Here is a 17240-nt window from a genome sequence, read left to right on the forward strand (position 1 = left end):
ATTTAAATTATTTACTCTGTACATCCCATTTATATACATCAATAAACATTCCATAATTTTTAGGCTTTCCATAAGTTACCCTTTTATTTACAGCCCTTAACTGATTTTGAACATATATTGACGGACAAGGTAAATCCTGTGCAAATATTTCCTGTACTCTGTCATAAGTTGCTTTTACTTGAGCTGGATCGATTTGATTTAAACCACTTGTAAGTAAACTATCCATTTCTGCATTACTATACTGTGATAAGTTAAGCCCAAACCCAGTTTTTAATATGGATGATATATCAGGATTCATAGGATAAACAGGTATACCTACCAGGTATATATCAAAATTATGTTTTTTAGCTGTAGCAAGACTTGTAACGAAATCATATTTTTGAGGATTTACTTTTATTCCCACGCTCTCTAAATTTTGAGTTATGATATCTGCTACTTGTTCACGGACCTTGTTTCCTGTGGGTATATCAAAATTTACAGCCTTATTTGAATCCCATCCCGCTTCTTTCAAAAGTTCCTTAGCTTTTTCCGGATCATATGGAGTAGGTTTTAAATTTTTATTTATAAATTTACTTTCTTTCAAATATGGTAATTCAATCACTTGACCTTGACCTTTTAACAAACTGTTTATTATCATATCTCTGTTTATAGCATAGGAAATTGCTTTCCTAATCTTTGAATCAGGTATAGTCTTTGTATTTATCATCAATGTCTGTATAGTGCCTTGAATACCTGATGAATCTGTATTAAGATTACTCATAGCCTTTACTTTTTCATTATCTTCAAAAGGTATTTGCCCTAACTGAGGATCATTCATATCAATTTCTCCACTTTGCAATTGAGCAGTTATATTAGCCCCAGGCATAATTTTGAAAATCAATCCATCTAATTTTGGTGTTCCTTTGAAATAATCTTTATTAGCTACAAATTGCACATACTGATCTTTTACATATTTTTCAAGTTTAAAAGGTCCATTACTTACATTTGGATTTTGGATAAAGGAACTCTCATAAATCTTGTCCGGTGAAGTGCTTTCAAGAATGTGTTTAGGAAGAGCTTTAAGTTTGGTACCTATTGTATCTTCAAATAAAGTCAATTCCATAGGTGCTTTCGTTGTAATTGACATAGTATGATCATCAATTTTCTTTATACCGGATATATCAGTGCTGCCGGTAGTATTTTTACCTGAATCATTTAATCCTTCAACAATATTAAAATTTGATGCCACAGTAGATGGTACTTTAGGATCAGATATAAGACCAATGGTATATATTTCATCATCTACAGTTACAGGTTTTCCATCACTCCATTTAGCCTTTGAATTGAGCTTAATTGTAAATGTCTTATTATCATCTGTAGTAATGGAATCCGCTAGCATAGGCTTATACTTCATATCATCATCTAATTCAACTAAAGCTTGAAATAGCAGTCCACAATTTACTTCCTGTGCGATGTCTGTCCATTCCAGTGGATTAAAGCCACTTGGAGCATTCATCATTCCTACATTAATAACTTTTTTGGCACCTTCTCCAGAACTCGTAGATGAACTCCCACAACCAGGTAGAATTAATGCAACTATACATATAAATAAAATTAATATTTTACTTTTAATGAACTTTTTCATTCATTATCAACCCCCAAAAAATTATTTTTTTGATATCAAACTAATAATTAATTTGATTTACAAAGCTTGTCTCCCTCCTAATATCATTAAAAATATTTCACACATAATTTACATGTTTTTATAATAATACCACCATTTTTTATACAATTCAACATAATTTGTGAAATTAATGCATTGTTTGTTATAAAATTATTAACATAACAGCGTAATATTGATAATTTCGTAATACAAAAACAAGCTCCCGAATTTATAATACTATACAAATGCATATAATTGATTTTTTATAATAATTACAAAATTATAAATTATGATTTACCATATATAACATTTTCACCATATAAAAAAACACTATTAAATTCATTTTATATAATGACTTTAATAGTGTTTTTTATTAACATTTATTTTAATTAAAATTGCTTTTCAATATATATATTACTTTCTTTCTGCTCTACAATAACTTTAATTGTCTGATCTTTATTTATATAAAATGTAACGGGTATATTTAAAGTTCCCTTTGGACTTTCCTTTAACCCTAAAACATTTATTACACCTATCTTCTTATTATGCTGACATTCTTTATGTTCTCCCTGATAGATTTCTATACTTATTTCCCTCTCATTATCCTCTGAATTTGTAAATGTCACAGTTTCCTTATATGGAATTGCCACATTCTTAGGAATAATCTCTACAAAATCTCCCTTATCATCTTTTAGCCCTAATGCATGGGAATTTATAAGAGTTACCTCCAGTTTTTTATTTTGGGAAGCTCTGTTGTTTAAATAAGCTCCATAAATAGCCGCTCCCTGACAAACTGCAAGTTCTGGATTTATATCTCCATATATTTTTCCATCTCCTACAACATCATTTATAATCTCATCTATGAACTTTATTTTGCTGGAGCCGCCTATTTTTATTACCTTGTCAACACTTCTAGGGCTTATTCCTCTTTCTTCAAACATCTCTCTTATAATTCTCTTTATTTTCTGGGTATATTCTCTAATACAATTTTTTAGTTCGTACAGAGTAACTGTACAATCTACAAAATTTCCCGGCGGCACATCAAATGCCTGTATATATGCACTATTGTCAAAAGATAATGCCTCCTTTGCCCTTATAATCTGTTCCATTAATTTATTTTTAGCTATGTTCTGCTGCCGTTTATCCTTACAGGCAGAAAGTCTGATTCCCTCTCTATCTACTATATAATTGTAAAGTTCCTCATCAAAATCCATACCTCCCAATCTATCATCACCACTTGTGGCTAACACATTAAAAGATATTCTATTTGAGGAATTATTTAGATTAAATAGTGTCAGGTCAAAAGTACCTCCTCCAAGGTCAAATACCAATATATTTTCATCTTTTAAGGCATCACTACTTAAATGAAGTCCGTAGGCCAGTGCTGCAGCTATAGGTTCTTGAATTATTCCTATTAAATTCAATCCTGCCATTTTAGCGGCCTTTATTGTATTTGAAATTTCATTTGCCCTAAAATGGTAGGGAACAGTTACTACCACTCCTTCTGATTTAAACTTGCCCTGTGGAAACATTTCCTCCACATTTCTATAAAGGTATTTCAAAATTTCTGCTGATATCTCTATAGAATTATAATCCTTATCTCCCAGCTTTACGGGAGCATATTCATTTCCAATTAGACGTTTTACCCCTCTGCACATATTTTCAGGATTCATAATCCCTTTCATAAATGCAATTTTTCCTATAACAAACTGACTTCCATCATTATATACCACAGAAGGAATATTATATTCTCCTTTCAGAGAATAAACTTCTGCTTTAGTTCCAGTCCATCTGGCAATGGAACTAAAAGTTGTTCCTAAATCTATTCCTACTACAGGTGAATGTACACTATCATAAATCACTAAAATATCCCCCCATTTTAAGTCAACTTCATTACTTCAGTTTTATTTATCCCGCTTTGTATTTCTTCAATTGTTACTTTCACTTCTTGAGAGCGTCCTACTTCAAAGGTAATTTTTATTTCCAGTTGATATTTAGCCATAGCTTTAAGTCCCATAACTTTCACAGTTCCCACATGTTCATTGTCTCTGGCTCTTTTAGCTGTGCCCTGATATACTTTAACATCAATTTCTGTCTGATTGTCTTCATCTGTTGTAAAGGTCAATGTTCTCTTTGCCGGTGTCTTTTGATTCTGGTGAATAAGTACAACAAAATTCCCTCTTGAATCTTCTACTCCAAGTGCGTGAGCGGCGGCAGTTTCTATTTTTATGTTTTTACTATAATTTAAGTTATTTGAAATATAGGCAGCATATATAGCCGCTCCTTCCCCAACACACAAGCTAGGGTCAATATCTGAATAAGTCTTGCCCTCTCCTACTTCATCTTCTATTATTTTATTCATTATTGGTATCTTACTAGATCCCCCAACCTTTATTATCTTGTCAACTTCATAAGGAGCTATACCTGCACTTGCTATAGTCTTTTTTATAATATTTTTGATTTTAGCTATGTAGGGTTCTATGGAAGTTTCAAAATCTCTCCTGGTATATTCAGCATCTACATGTACTCCAGGCACTACATCAGGCACTGCAATATAAACACTCTCTGTAGCACTTAAAGTCTCCTTGCTTTTTATAATTGAATCAAGAAGTTTTTTCTTTCCTATTTTTTTTATCTTTTCATCTTTTACACTTTCAAAATTAATTTTCTCCCGATGAATCACATAGTCCATAAAGGCCCTGTCAAAATCCATTCCACCTAATCTGTCGTCTCCCCCTATGCCTAAAACATCAAAAAACAGATTCTCATTATCCTCTTTTACTTTTATTATGGTTAAATCAAAAGTACCTCCGCCAAGATCGAATATTAAAAGTTTTTCCTCTCTATTTAAATGTTTATTTGAATGATGAAATCCATAGGCCAGTGCCGCTGCAATAGGCTCCTGTATAATTCCCAGTAATTTAAGCCCCGCCTCTTTAGCAGCTTCAGAAGTATTCTGAAACTGATGAGCTTTGAAATAATAGGGAACTGTAACCACTACCCCTGAAGCCTCGTACACTCCAGAGGGAAACATGGATTTTACATTATTGTACAAATTCCTTAATATCATAGAAGATATCTCTATAGGATCATGTACTTTACTTCCAAGCTTTATTTTGGCATTTTTATCATCCATGAGTCTTTTAACTCCTACAATTACATTTTCAGGATTTAATATACCACTCATAAATGCTGTATTTCCAAAAATATATTTGTTGTTTTTTTCATCATAATAAACTACGGATCTTACCATTCTTTCACCTTTTGGACTGTAGGTTTCCGCCTCTTCTCCAGTCCATCTAGCAATGGAACTGAATGTAGTTCCAAGATCTATTCCAATTACAGGTGAATTTTGAGCATCATAGGCCAATTTTCACACCTCTTTCTTTTTAAACATCTTTAAATCTTTACACTATACAGAAGTATTTTCAGGTGCCTTAAATTTATAAGCTATAACCTGCACTTGCCTTACAATATAATTAATACCAGTACTATATATATCTTCTAAGTATTCATACCCTTTTCTAATAACTTCTGCCACAGTTTCGTCCATTTCTTGTATTTTTGTATATTCTATGTCTATAGCCTGATGTAAATTAAAATTTATGGTCTCACTTTTATCTGTCTTTATCTCTCTTATTTTGATATTTTCCAATAATTTTTTTAATACCCTATCCATATCTCCATATATGTCTGATATTATATATTTCAAAGCTGTTATATTGTTTGTATTTAAATATTGAATGCCGGAATCCACCCCGTCAATTATAGGTAACAGCTGTGAATTGATAAATTTAAAATATGCCCTTACAATAGAATCCTTTTCATTTCTAATACTGGTTATGATATTATAATTTGAATTAAATATATTGGTAATTTGCTCTTCTGTTAAATTTTGAAAATCCTCTATAGTGCATAGTTTATCATAACTTTTTTCCTCAATATTTTTTATTTTATTCAATCCCATATTCAACATGTTTCTGCACATTTTATTTATCATATTTATACCTTTTATTCTATTTGTTAAAAGTTCTTTGTCTTTTTCCTCCAACATATCAATTTTATGCTCTATACTGACATTGAACTCTTCTATAATATGGGATATATCCATACAATTTTTTTCAAGGCATACGACTAATTCCTTATTCCTTACAATCCATGTTTTATACTCTAATAAACTCTTCTCATAGGCTATATCATCACTTTGAAGCTGCTCTTTATATTTTTTAATTTTTTGTAATTCTCTCTGTTTTTTTTCTTCAACATCCGTACCTATAGATGATTTAAAATTGAAATTATCTATAAGAGGAAACATATACGAATTTACAAGAACAAAATATTTGTCAATGAGACTATCCCTTTCTTTTATACCATCTTCTATTATATTACGGTTAGCATTGATATAACTTTTAATTTGTTCTTCCATTGAATTTCTAAAATTATCCACATTGAAAAGTTTATTGCAGCTTACCTCATCTATCTGGATCATTTTTTCTAATTTTATATTCAATTCATTTCTTCCTGATTCTTTTCCAATATTTTCATAACCTTTTTTAATATATGCCACAAGTTCCTGGATTCTAGATATCCATTTTTTATAGTCTAATATTACATTTTCATATAATACATGTTGGTTTTTAAATTCCTCTTTATATTTCCCAACTTTATTTGAAGAAAACTGAAATCTTATATTATATTCTCCTGAAGAATCGATTGCCGTTTCATCTATTTTTTCTTCTATTTCAGCTTGTTTTTTATCTTCACCTTCTTCTATAATCTGATTTCCCTTTTCCTCCGGCTTTTCAATGTTTTCAGTTTTCTCTTCAAATATATATTCTTTTTGTATTTTTTCTACATTTTCAGGTGAATTCTTAGCTAACTCATTTAGAATTTTCATATGGATGTAATCTTCTTCAAGGGGCTTTTTATAATCCCTATAGTTTTTTTCAAAATCATTGGATTTTTCATCATAGACATTATTTTCTTTTTCATTATCCAATAAATTTCACCACCTTAAATTCTGTCTACTTTAAGTGTTATTTCGTTGCTCTCATTATTACTTGCACAAGTTGCTTTTATCCTGATCATATTCTCTTCATTAACTTCAAATTGAACCGTTATTTTTTCCTTTCCTTTAACCGCTTTTGGTATATTCTTTAATTTAAATTCACCTATGCATACAGCCTTGTCAGTATCATCCTCATTTTTCTCATTTATATATTCAATATCCTCATCACATTGATATATGATTATATTAAGCTCCGTTTGATTTTCAAATTGTGTAGAATACTCCTTTTCCTCTATAACAGATCCTTCTTCTGGTATTTCCGTTCCTTTTTCTATAAGCTTAGAAAACCTCATACCGGAAATCATAATACCCAGATTATGGGTAACTATCTGATTTATATTTATGTCTCCTTCTGGTTTTTCCTCATAATTGTCTATACAATCCGAAGGAACAGACATTGTAGCTCCAAAAACAGCAGCCCCTTCTGCCACTATGGTTATAGGATTAAAATTAGAATAAGGTTCAACTCCAAACATTTCCTTTATTTTTTCTTTTATTATAGGAACAAGAGTAGACCCCCCAACAAGTATGATTTTATCTATATCGTCAATAGTAAGCCTTGCATTTTCCAGAGCCTTTTTTACAGTATCCTCAGTTTTATAAATCAGATTTTCTATTCTATCGTTAAATTCTTCCCTCTCAATTTCTACATCTACATTAAGCCATTCCCCTTTTTCATTTTGAATTATATTAGGTATCATAACATTGCAGGCATCTGCTTCGCTTAATTCTATCTTGGTCATTTCCGCAGCTTCTTTTAGTTTTTGCATGGCTTCTTTTAATTTTTTTCTGCTTACTCCCTGATCCTTTTGTGTATCTAAAAGATCCATACCGCATTCATCCTGGAATTTTTCATTAATAAGTTCCATTAGTTTTCGGTCAAAATCATCTCCACCTAGTTTATTAATACCTTCCTTTGCAAGTATTTCATAGTTGGCATTTCCCTCTTCTTGAGTTTCAGCCTTCAAAATGCATACATCAAAAGTTCCCCCACCTAAGTCGTATACTAAAATGTTTTGATCCTTTGAGGAATTAAATCCATACCTGATAGCCGCTGCTACAGGTTCTTCCAGTAGGTACAATACCTCAAGTCCTGCAATTTCAGCAGCTTCCATAGTTGCCCTTTTAGCATTATCTGTAAAATTGGCCGGTACACATATAACTGCATATTTCAATTTTCCCATGGAATCAAAATCTTCCGAATTCATAGCAGCTTCCACTATTTTTTGAATTATTTCTGCGGATATCTGCTGAGGGGTATATTCCTCATCAAATACCTTAACTGTATAGCCATCTTCTCCCATATGCCTTTTTATAGATTCTATAGTATTTTCTGAGTCTATTATAGCCCTTCCCTTGGCCTGCGCCCCTACAATTATGGTTTCACTATCTAAAAATGAAACTACAGAAGGTATGTACTCCTTACCATCTATTTTAATAATTCTGCTTTTACCTTTTGTATATACGGACGCAATAGAAGTAGAGGTTCCTAAATCAATTCCTAAAACATACGAACTCTTTGTTTCCACTATACCCATAATTACCCTCCTATTTCAAATGAGCTTTTGCATCAATTTCTATTTTTTTGCCCTTTAATTTACCTTCAAGTAAACATTTATTTATTAAATCCACATCCATATTTCCACCATCATTTCCTGCACTGTCCATAAGTTCCCTATATTCTTCTGTCATAGGTATTTCAATACTTGTAAATGTAATTATCATATTTTCATCTATTTCAAATAAAGCACATACCGGTACATTCTTCTCAGAAACATTCACTATGTCAAGCTCCAATTCGCCTAAATACTGATTTTCTTTTACAGATTTTGATTCTCCCCGATAAATTGTTATGACTACACTTTTTTGAAGAGGTGTTGAAGTATATCCAAGTACTGCCCCTTTAGCAGGTAGTGTAGACCCTCTTTTAATTATAGACCTAAAATATAATTTACGATTTTCATCCAGCATATCTATTCCATAGGTAAATACCACTTTTTCTTTTACTATAATTTTTTTGTCTAAATTGACTCCATTAATTTCATTGACTCTATTGACTTCATTGGTTCTATTAATTCCATTATTTGTCTGTGCCATGTCATAAGTTTCAGGTACACACAAACTTGCAGCCATTATAGCTGCACCTCTTGAAACCACTTCATCCACATTAGGTGCTACATAAGGATCTTTAACTGAATCTCTCACTTTTTCCTTCACTATAGGCATTTTTGTAGAACCCCCTACAAGGAGCACTCTGTCTATGTCATCCCTGGTAAGATTAGCTAATTTAAGTACATTATAAATTTTATCAATAGTTTCCTCCATCAAGGGTTCTACAAGCTGGTTGAATTCATCCCTTGTCAAAGTCATTTCAAAAGAATAATCATCTATTAAATTTGGAATTATTATTTCAACTTCTTCCAAATCAGATAAATCCATCTTTGCTTTTTCTGCATTTTCTCTTATCTTCATAAGGGCAGAAATATATTTTTTATCTTTCTTTGAAGTAATATCCTCCCCTAACTCATCATTTATTTTATCATACATCCTGCTGCAGATTAATTCATCAAAATCATCTCCACCAAGCCTTGAGTTACCATCTACAGCCAATACTTCAAATTCATTTTTATCTACTTTCATTATTGAAATATCAAATGTTCCCCCACCTAAATCGTATACCATTATAATTTGGTCTCTCTGTTGATCAATACCATAGTCTAGAGCAGCCGCTGTGGGTTCTGGCATAAGTCTTAGTACATTAAGTCCAGCCCTTTCCGCTGCTCTTTTGGTAGCTTCCCTCTGTTCAGAAGTAAAGTATGCAGGTACTGTTATTACTGCCTGATCTATTTTCTCTCCTAGTATGCCACCTGCTTTTTCTTTTATTGTTTTCAATATATAATAAGCTACATCTTCTGGTGTAAACATTTCTGTTCCAAGATCATAGGTGATATCTTTTCCCATATCCCTTTTAGTGGAACATACAGAGGTCTCTGGAGACAACATCATTCTAGCCTTAGCTTGACTTCCTACAATAATTTCCCCATCTCTTATAGATAAAACAGAAGGAAAAATATTCTTTCCATCAATAGGTATTACTTCTGCTCTTCCCCTTTTCAAATATGAAACCACTGAATTTGTAGTTCCTAAATCTATACCTACAACTACTGACACATAAATTCACCCTTTCAAATTATTTCTCATATAAAATTTAATATTAGTCTGATTGCCTTCACTGTTTAAATTTTACCATTATATTATTTACTTTTCCAAAACTTTTTATTTTCAAGTCTTCGAATAAATAAAAAAAGCACATTTACATTTGTTGAATAATATCAAACATATCCTGGTAAATTCAGATATTTGAAAACAGACAACAAGTCAAAAATGCTTTGAATATTTTTTTAGACGTAGAAACAGACTCCCTTTAGAGTTTAACTATAACGAGGAGGCTTGTTTAACACTATACTGTATACTGTAAAACAAGCATTTAACTAGTCATTACTTTGAGTATAATTTACTCCGAATTCTTCGCATAATGCAGCTAACCCACCTCTAACCCCCTTATTTATTTCTCCAAATTTCCATGTTCTAATATATTTATATAATTCTCCTATAACCACAGCAGTTTCATCAGAAAATTTTTCACTTAAATCATATTTTAATAATTCTTGATTATTATTTGCGTTAACTATTCTAATATAACAACTAATACCTTGTCCAAATTTTTGATTCTTAACCCCTGCCCTATATATTGCAGCTGCAAAAGTTATATTACAAATGTCAGGAGGTACATAAGCTAAGTCTACAATTATTTGTTCACCTTTTCCATCTCCTAAAAGATTATCTCCTAAATGTTCAACAGCTCCCGAAGGATGTTTTAAATTGTTATAAAATACAAAATCCGAATCCTTATGAACCCTTCCATCTTTCCCAAGGCAAAAAGCTGCTATATCTAAATCAATATCCTTATTACCTGAGTTTGTATCCCACTGCAGCTCTATCAATATTTTTCTTAACAAATCATTATCTTCTATAAAATCTATATCTTCCGTTTTTTTTATCATTATCCCCATAATATGCCTCCACTTAAACATTAAGCACTTTTATTTTCGATTTTATTATACTTTTGCAAGAGATACTTGTCAATTTCTATCAATTTAACAATCTAAAAACTATTAGTAATGAAATAACTTTAACTTAAGTAAAGGATTACTATAATGGATTTACTCTTCCTCCCACACTCTTTCACCTTTTTTATTAATATAAATATATTTATCATCACATATTACCATAGCAAGCCCGTTAGAAAAATTATTTATGTGTTCAAATTCAGGTTTGACTATAAAATTACCTGATTTATCAATACATCCCCAACTATCTTCTACTTTTACAAAAGCTCTCTCTTCTTTAAAATTAAGTGCATCATCAAAATTAGGTTTTATAATAACCTTATCTTCTTTATCTATATATCCCCACTTTGCGTCTATTTTTACATTAGCTAGTCCTTCTGAAAAACCATCTGCAATATCATATTTAGGCCCTATTAATAGATCTCCTGATTTATCCATAAATCCATATTTGAAATTCGACATAATTTGGGCTAGATTTTCATGAAAATCAAAAACACAATCAAAATCACATTTTAAAACCACTTTGCCCTTAGTATCAATATACTCCCAATAATCTCCTTCATTTACTCTGGCAATTCCCTCCGAAAAGCCAAAAGCGTTTTCATAAATAGGCTCTATAACACAATTTCCTCTTTCATCCATAAATCCGTACTTTTTATTTTTCATAACAAGTGCCAATCCATTAGAAAATTCATCAATAAACCTAAATATTGGCTGTACTACTACATTTCCTTGTCTATCTATAATCCCCCATCTATCATTTATTCTTATAGATGCAAATCCTTCGCAAAAATTCCATGCTTCATCATAGATATAATCTATTACTCTATCTCCTTTTGCATTAATATATCCCCATTTATTATCCATCTGAACCGAAGCCAAATCTTCGTTAAAATCCCATGCATATTGAAATACAGGTGGTATAATAATTTTGCCAAGTTCATTAATATATCCCCATTTGTCATTAACCTTAATTCTAAATAAATTTACACATTCCTCCATATAAATTCCCTCCCATTCATAAGTTTTTCAATTTTATATAACTACTCATTTAAATTTAATTTTAACACATCTGCAAATTAAATAAAATAAAAAAGTCAGAATCTTCAACGTTTAACATTGGATTATTCCCTAATTTAACATTCTAAATAGATAATTTTTCTAATATAAATAATATAGCTATAAAAACCATATTATATGATTAAAGTATTTATATTATAAAATTTATATGGTACAATAGATGTCATAAATAAGTTCTTTCACAGCCTGATTTATGTCTTATAGAAATTTTTATTATATATAAAAGGAGTAACCAATATGGATAATTTAACAGTTTTTCTAATAGGGGCCCTTCAAATCACTTTGCTAGATATAGTTTTAAGTGGTGACAATATAGGTGTTATAGCCCTAGCCACTAGAGATTTACCAAAAAAACACGCTAAGTCTGCATCAATTATAGGAGTATTTGTTGCAATTTTTTTAAGAATAGTATTTGCTTGTCTAATTACTTATATACTTCTTATAAAATGGCTTCCAATAAAACTAATTGGAGGAATACTGCTTATAAAAATCACATGGAACTTTATAAAACCAGAACCACCAAGATTGGAAGAAGCAGCTGTAAATACATCAAACAAATATTGGAGCGCAGTATCTAGTATAGTTCTAGCAGATGCAGCCATGAGTTTAGACAATGTACTTGCCATTGCAGGTACAGCCCAAGGGCACATAGGTCTTATAATATTTGGTCTTGCACTAAATATTCCTATTATATTTTTTGGAAGTCAATACGTAGCAAAAATTATGAATAAACATCCTATAACCATATATATAGGTGGTGCAATACTTGCCCATACATCCTTCAAGATGCTTCTTGAGGACAACCTTCTACATAACTTTACTTCTCCTATGATGATAAATATAATATCCTTCAGTGCCGCCATAATAGTTCTCTTATATGGATTATACACTATAAACAAACCTATATCCTACTCCCTGAAAGAATTTAAGGATCAACACTTTTAAACTTTAACAATATAAGGATCTGTGGTAAAACAAACTGTATTTTACAATAGATCCTTATAGATTTTCATCATCTTCATTATACAGATCACTATATACTATTTTAAACACCTCCAATGATTCTTCGATTTTATTTTTTAAAAGATTTTTTCTTTTTTTAAACTCACAGACTCCAAGGTCTGTTATTTTATATATTTTCTGCATTTTATTTTTAGAATGATCCCAGTTCCCTTCAATCAGTTTATCTTTTTCTAATTTTTTCAAAAGGGGATAAATCCCTCCAGTGCTTGGAATCCATCTACCTCCAGTCCTCTCTCCTATTTTATGAGATATATCATTTCCATTGGTAGCATTAATATTTAAAATATAAAGTACATATATAGGGAGAAGACCTTTTGTAAAAACCTGACCTACAGCGTCCTGTTCTTCTTTTACTCTTTTTAACTCTAAAAGTTTTTTCTTATACTCCTCATATAAAAGCTTCTCTTTTTCCTCTGTCTCTCTTTTAAAATTAAATTTACCCATAAAAATTATTCTTCCTCAAACAATATTAATCCTACCAGTCCCGGCCCGCTGTGCACACCAGATACAGGACTTAAAGCCCCTCCAAAAACTGAAGAAACTACATTTGGATGTTTCTTTAATTCTTGAAACATTTTTTGTGAATCTTCTAAAGCACATCCATGCACAACACATAATCTGCATTTTTTAGTTTTGAGGATATTTTCTCCAATCTCAATCATTTTATTTAGAGACTTTTTTCTTCCCCTTACCTTATCATAAGTATAATATTTACCGTCATTTATATCAATAGATACTATAGGTTTTATATTTAAAAGTTCTGCAATAGTTCCTGCCACTTTACCTATTCTGCCGCCTTTTTTGAGATATTCCAAGGTATCCACTACAAAAAATAAATTTAATCTTTTTCTTATATCAGGTATTTTATCAACTATTTCACTAAAACTGGCACCTTTTTCTATGAGTTTTCCACACTCTTCTATTATTACTCCTTCTCCCATAGAAATGGACTTAGAATCAAATATGTAAGTTTTTATTTCAGGATGGTTTTCGCTAACCACTCTTATTCCATTATAAATCCCCGTTAATCCAGCAGAAAGTGTTACAGCTATGGCATGAGTATATCCTTCCTCCTCCAATTCTTTAAATACCTTTTCTATTTCATCCATAGATGGTATTGAAGATGTGGGTATCTCCTTATGTAAATTATTATACACGTATTCTGGAGTTATATCTATTTTATCTATAAACTCTTTATTTTTATATATTATTTTGTAATGAAGCATTTTTATATTGTATTTTTTTATAATATTTTCAGGCAAATCACTGGTGCTGTCTGTTATCAATGCAATTTTTTCCAATTATTATTCCTCCTATTTTTCAATATATTAAAACATATTTAATGTCTATATTTTAAAATATACATAATTATATCATCTTTTTAGTTATTATCAATACTGATATATCAGTATTGATAATAAAATTTAAAATATAAAAGAACTTAAATTTTTAATTTGCTTAAAGGTTACAGCCACCGTATCCCTGTGGATAAGTTCTTCTAAAGTTCAAATAGAGAAAATCCTTATTTACAATCAAACTCTATCTAAACCTTAGAAGAACTGCAGCAGAGTATCAAAATTCTAAGTTCTTTTAAGATTTACTTGATTTTTTAACTTCGTAATAATCTACATCTATAATTTTTTTATGAGAAAAATCAAAGGGTTCCTCTTTATCCTTCTTTATGTTCTGTTTATCTTGGCTTTTAAATACATAATTTTTTTTGTCTTTAAAATATCTTTTTACTTTTAAAATCAAGAACAGTAAAACTCCTGCTACTGCTAATAAAGGTACTATTCTTATAAATACAACCAATACGATTAAGGCCAATATTATTTTCCAAACCACAGCAAAATTTTTACCTACAAAGTCCATATTATTTCCTCTCTTTTCTATTTGAAAAAGTTAAATTACCTGCCACTTTTTCAGTTATCATTTATATTTTATATTATAACACAAAATCCTTAAAAGAGGTATGAAATACCTCTTAACAATTATTAATATTTTTACTTTTTTTTGTGAATATTCTGCAGTTTTTTTTTAAATTCATTGAAATCCGTTAATATCAATACGATTAAGCTAACAGGTATAATAACTATAAATATAATAACCATAAGCTGGAATATACTTTTTAGTATCATAGTTGAATTTTTCCTTTCAAAACAAAATTCTCCTACATAAATACTATGCTTAAAAGTCAGTTATATTATTGTTCTAATTAAAATAGAGATAGGACACATGTGCTCTATCTCTATTTTTCAATTTTCATTTTACTTTTTTTCTGTAAAAGTCTTTATTAAGTTGTGATTTAGCAAATCATCACAATACTGCAATTCTTTGGTGTATTGATTTTTTTCTTCTTTCAATTCTTCCGTTTCATTTATCTTTTCTCCTGACTCCAAACTATAATATGTATTAGTCCAGGATACATATAAGTTTTTCCCATCTATAAAAGAGCCATTTCTAAAAATAACTTTTTCATCATCTCCATTGAGCATGTCCTTTCCAAACATATAATTTCGAGGTAAATTGTATAGATTAGCCAATGTAGGATATAAATCCATTTGACAACTGTACTTATGATTTACTCCTGCATATTCATCCTGTGGAAAATGCAGTAATAAAGGTACTTTCTGATATTTAAACCAGGTAAAATCATCACTTTTCTCTTCATTTTCAAACTTGAAAAGCTCTTCTGCATTGTCCTTTGGAATAGCAAAATGATCACCATATAACGCTATTACAGAGTTATCCATTATTCCCTGCTGTTCAAGAGCATCTAAAAATTCTCCCAACTGGGCATCTGTGTAATGTATTGCCTTCAGATAGTTTCCCATAAAGGTTCCTTCATACTCTCCTACATCAAATTCTCCATACTTATCTACAGCCTCATATGGAAAATGGCTGGTCAAAGTAACTAAGAATCCATAATAAGGTTCTTTAAAACTCTTTAACTTCTCTAGAGATTGATTTAAAAATGATTTGTCACTAAGTCCCAATCCTATTTTTTCATCTATATTAAAACTATGTTCTCCAAAAAAGTCATCAAAATTTTGTGCCTTATACATAACATTTCTATTCCAGAATCCTTCACTATTTCCATGCATGGCTGCTGTATAATAATTTTTATCTTTTAGGGCACTTGCCAGGGAATCATATTTATTTCCACTATAAGTATAGTAGGCAGAACCTGATTGTGCAGGATAAAGTGAATTATTTGACATAAATTCCGCATCGGATGTATTTCCCCCTGCAACCTGATAAAAATAATTATCAAAATACATGCATTTATTTACCCATCTATTCAGATTGGGGGTTATCTCCTGTCCATTCACTTTTTGGTTTATTACAAAATTCTGCAGTGCTTCAACCTGAATTACTATTAAATTTTTCCCCTCTGCTTCTCCTTTAAAATTAATTTCTCCCGTACTCTTATTATTATTTTCTAAAAAGTTTTTAATTTCATTTTCTCTATCCTCAGATAATTTTTTAGAATTCTTAACGCTGGTACTTATATAGTTATATGAATCCACCATGTGAAAATTTATATTTCCTATCATAGTAGTAAGATATATTCTATTACTCATAGCCGTCAATAATGTAGGTTGCACTTTAGACACCCAACGAAAAATAGCAGCATTAACACTAGCACCTAAAATGAACATTGCCAAAAAACTTACTAATCTTTTTGATATAGGCTTTATGTTTTTTATTCTTCTTTTATAGAACCTAACTGCAGGTAATAAAATGAATATATCCAGCAGGTAGTATAAATCTTTAATATTTGCCACACTTCCTACACTAGCAGATACTCCTTGAAGTAATTTAGCATTTTTTACTGCTGCTAGTGTAGTAATATCTTTAAAATATCTATAATACATCAAATCCGCTATAAGTATTAAACTTACCACCACATCTGCTATATATAAAAAAGTAACTCTGCTTTTTTTCTTAAAGATAAGAGAAAAGCTGACCAGTATCAATACTGAAGCTGCTATGGGGAAAAATACAAGCCCACTCAGATAGCTAGAGGATATATTTCTAGCATATGACATGACTTTTATACAGATTAATGTAAAAAATAAAATTATATCTATATTATTATTTAAGAAATTTAACAATACCTTAAATAACTTATTGTTTTTTATATATTCAAGATTCATTTTTCTTCCTCTTTCTATAGAACTATTTTAAAACTTAAAAAAGATTTTACAATACTTACATGACATTAACATGTCAAGTTTATTAATAAATTGTTAATAATTCTATAATATATTCTAAACAAATCTATAATATATTC

Annotated in this window: 13 protein-coding genes; 1 reads left to right on the forward strand and 12 read right to left on the reverse strand. The window is 30.4% G+C overall.

The genetic code is table 11. From position 1 onward, the window contains the following. Positions 1 to 7: 7 nt before the first annotated feature. The 8 genes from BS101_RS13105 to BS101_RS13140 form a co-directional block, all read right to left on the reverse strand. The gene (locus tag BS101_RS13105) at positions 8 to 1624 is read right to left on the reverse strand and encodes an ABC transporter substrate-binding protein (RefSeq protein ID WP_073539226.1); all 1617 of its coding nucleotides are present in this window, start codon (positions 1622 to 1624) and stop codon (positions 8 to 10) included. Between the two features lie 407 nt (positions 1625 to 2031). After that, entirely contained in the window at positions 2032 to 3504 is a 1473-nt protein-coding gene (locus tag BS101_RS13110; protein ID WP_073539227.1) for an Hsp70 family protein, read from the reverse strand. Positions 3505 to 3521: 17 nt separating this feature from the next. Then, positions 3522 to 5012, reverse strand: a complete 1491-nt coding sequence (locus BS101_RS13115) for an Hsp70 family protein (protein ID WP_073539228.1) — start codon at positions 5010 to 5012, stop codon at positions 3522 to 3524. Between the two features lie 42 nt (positions 5013 to 5054). After that, on the reverse strand, positions 5055 to 6641 hold the full coding sequence (locus tag BS101_RS13120; protein ID WP_073539229.1) for a hypothetical protein: 1587 nt from the start codon (positions 6639 to 6641) through the stop codon (positions 5055 to 5057). A 14-nt stretch (positions 6642 to 6655) separates the two neighbouring features. After that, the gene (locus BS101_RS13125) at positions 6656 to 8248 is read right to left on the reverse strand and encodes an Hsp70 family protein (protein WP_073539230.1); all 1593 of its coding nucleotides are present in this window, start codon (positions 8246 to 8248) and stop codon (positions 6656 to 6658) included. A gap of 10 nt (positions 8249 to 8258) precedes the next feature. Next, on the reverse strand, positions 8259 to 9881 hold the full coding sequence (locus BS101_RS13130) for an Hsp70 family protein (RefSeq protein ID WP_073539231.1): 1623 nt from the start codon (positions 9879 to 9881) through the stop codon (positions 8259 to 8261). Between the two features lie 320 nt (positions 9882 to 10201). Further along, positions 10202 to 10783 carry a TerD family protein gene (locus tag BS101_RS13135; RefSeq protein ID WP_073539232.1) on the reverse strand — a complete coding sequence of 194 codons (582 nt, stop codon included), beginning with the start codon at positions 10781 to 10783 and terminating at the stop codon, positions 10202 to 10204. A gap of 150 nt (positions 10784 to 10933) precedes the next feature. Continuing rightward, complete coding sequence (locus tag BS101_RS13140) at positions 10934 to 11842, reverse strand: WG repeat-containing protein (protein WP_073539233.1); 909 nt, start codon at positions 11840 to 11842, stop codon at positions 10934 to 10936. Positions 11843 to 12157: 315 nt separating this feature from the next. Here BS101_RS13140 and BS101_RS13145 point away from each other — a divergent pair, with 315 nt between their 5' ends. After that, a complete protein-coding gene (locus BS101_RS13145; RefSeq protein WP_073539234.1) occupies positions 12158 to 12865 on the forward strand; it encodes a TerC family protein in 708 nt (235 codons plus the stop codon). Positions 12866 to 12919: 54 nt separating this feature from the next. On the opposite strand, the gene BS101_RS13150 is transcribed toward BS101_RS13145, so the two are convergent. The 4 genes from BS101_RS13150 to BS101_RS13165 all read right to left on the reverse strand — a co-directional run bounded on the left by BS101_RS13150 (position 12920) and on the right by BS101_RS13165 (position 17103). Then, positions 12920 to 13387, reverse strand: coding sequence for a PadR family transcriptional regulator (locus BS101_RS13150; protein WP_073539235.1), 468 nt, complete (start codon positions 13385 to 13387; stop codon positions 12920 to 12922). Between the two features lie 5 nt (positions 13388 to 13392). Further along, on the reverse strand, positions 13393 to 14244 hold the full coding sequence (locus tag BS101_RS13155) for a DegV family protein (protein ID WP_073539236.1): 852 nt from the start codon (positions 14242 to 14244) through the stop codon (positions 13393 to 13395). 289 nt (positions 14245 to 14533) lie between these two features. Then, on the reverse strand, positions 14534 to 14815 hold the full coding sequence (locus tag BS101_RS13160) for a hypothetical protein (protein WP_073539237.1): 282 nt from the start codon (positions 14813 to 14815) through the stop codon (positions 14534 to 14536). A 395-nt stretch (positions 14816 to 15210) separates the two neighbouring features. Beyond that, the gene (locus BS101_RS13165; RefSeq protein ID WP_073539238.1) at positions 15211 to 17103 is read right to left on the reverse strand and encodes an LTA synthase family protein; all 1893 of its coding nucleotides are present in this window, start codon (positions 17101 to 17103) and stop codon (positions 15211 to 15213) included. Positions 17104 to 17240: the final 137 nt, after the last annotated feature.

This window comes from Clostridium kluyveri, from assembly GCF_001902295.1.
GTDB classification, from domain to species: Bacteria; Bacillota; Clostridia; order Clostridiales; family Clostridiaceae; genus Clostridium_B; species Clostridium_B kluyveri_B.

Excerpts from the sequence above, each read along its gene's own strand:
- BS101_RS13105 (WP_073539226.1), bottom strand. The coding sequence starts at position 1,624 with ATGAAAAAGTTCATTAAAAGTAAAATATTAATTTTATTTATATGTATA.
- BS101_RS13125 (WP_073539230.1), bottom strand. The coding sequence starts at position 8,248 with ATGGGTATAGTGGAAACAAAGAGTTCGTATGTTTTAGGAATTGATTTA.
- BS101_RS13135 (WP_073539232.1), bottom strand. The coding sequence starts at position 10,783 with ATGGGGATAATGATAAAAAAAACGGAAGATATAGATTTTATAGAAGAT.
- BS101_RS13140 (WP_073539233.1), bottom strand. The coding sequence starts at position 11,842 with ATGGAGGAATGTGTAAATTTATTTAGAATTAAGGTTAATGACAAATGG.
- BS101_RS13145 (WP_073539234.1), top strand. The coding sequence starts at position 12,158 with ATGGATAATTTAACAGTTTTTCTAATAGGGGCCCTTCAAATCACTTTG.
- BS101_RS13150 (WP_073539235.1), bottom strand. The coding sequence starts at position 13,387 with ATGGGTAAATTTAATTTTAAAAGAGAGACAGAGGAAAAAGAGAAGCTT.
- BS101_RS13160 (WP_073539237.1), bottom strand. The coding sequence starts at position 14,815 with ATGGACTTTGTAGGTAAAAATTTTGCTGTGGTTTGGAAAATAATATTG.
- BS101_RS13165 (WP_073539238.1), bottom strand. The coding sequence starts at position 17,103 with ATGAATCTTGAATATATAAAAAACAATAAGTTATTTAAGGTATTGTTA.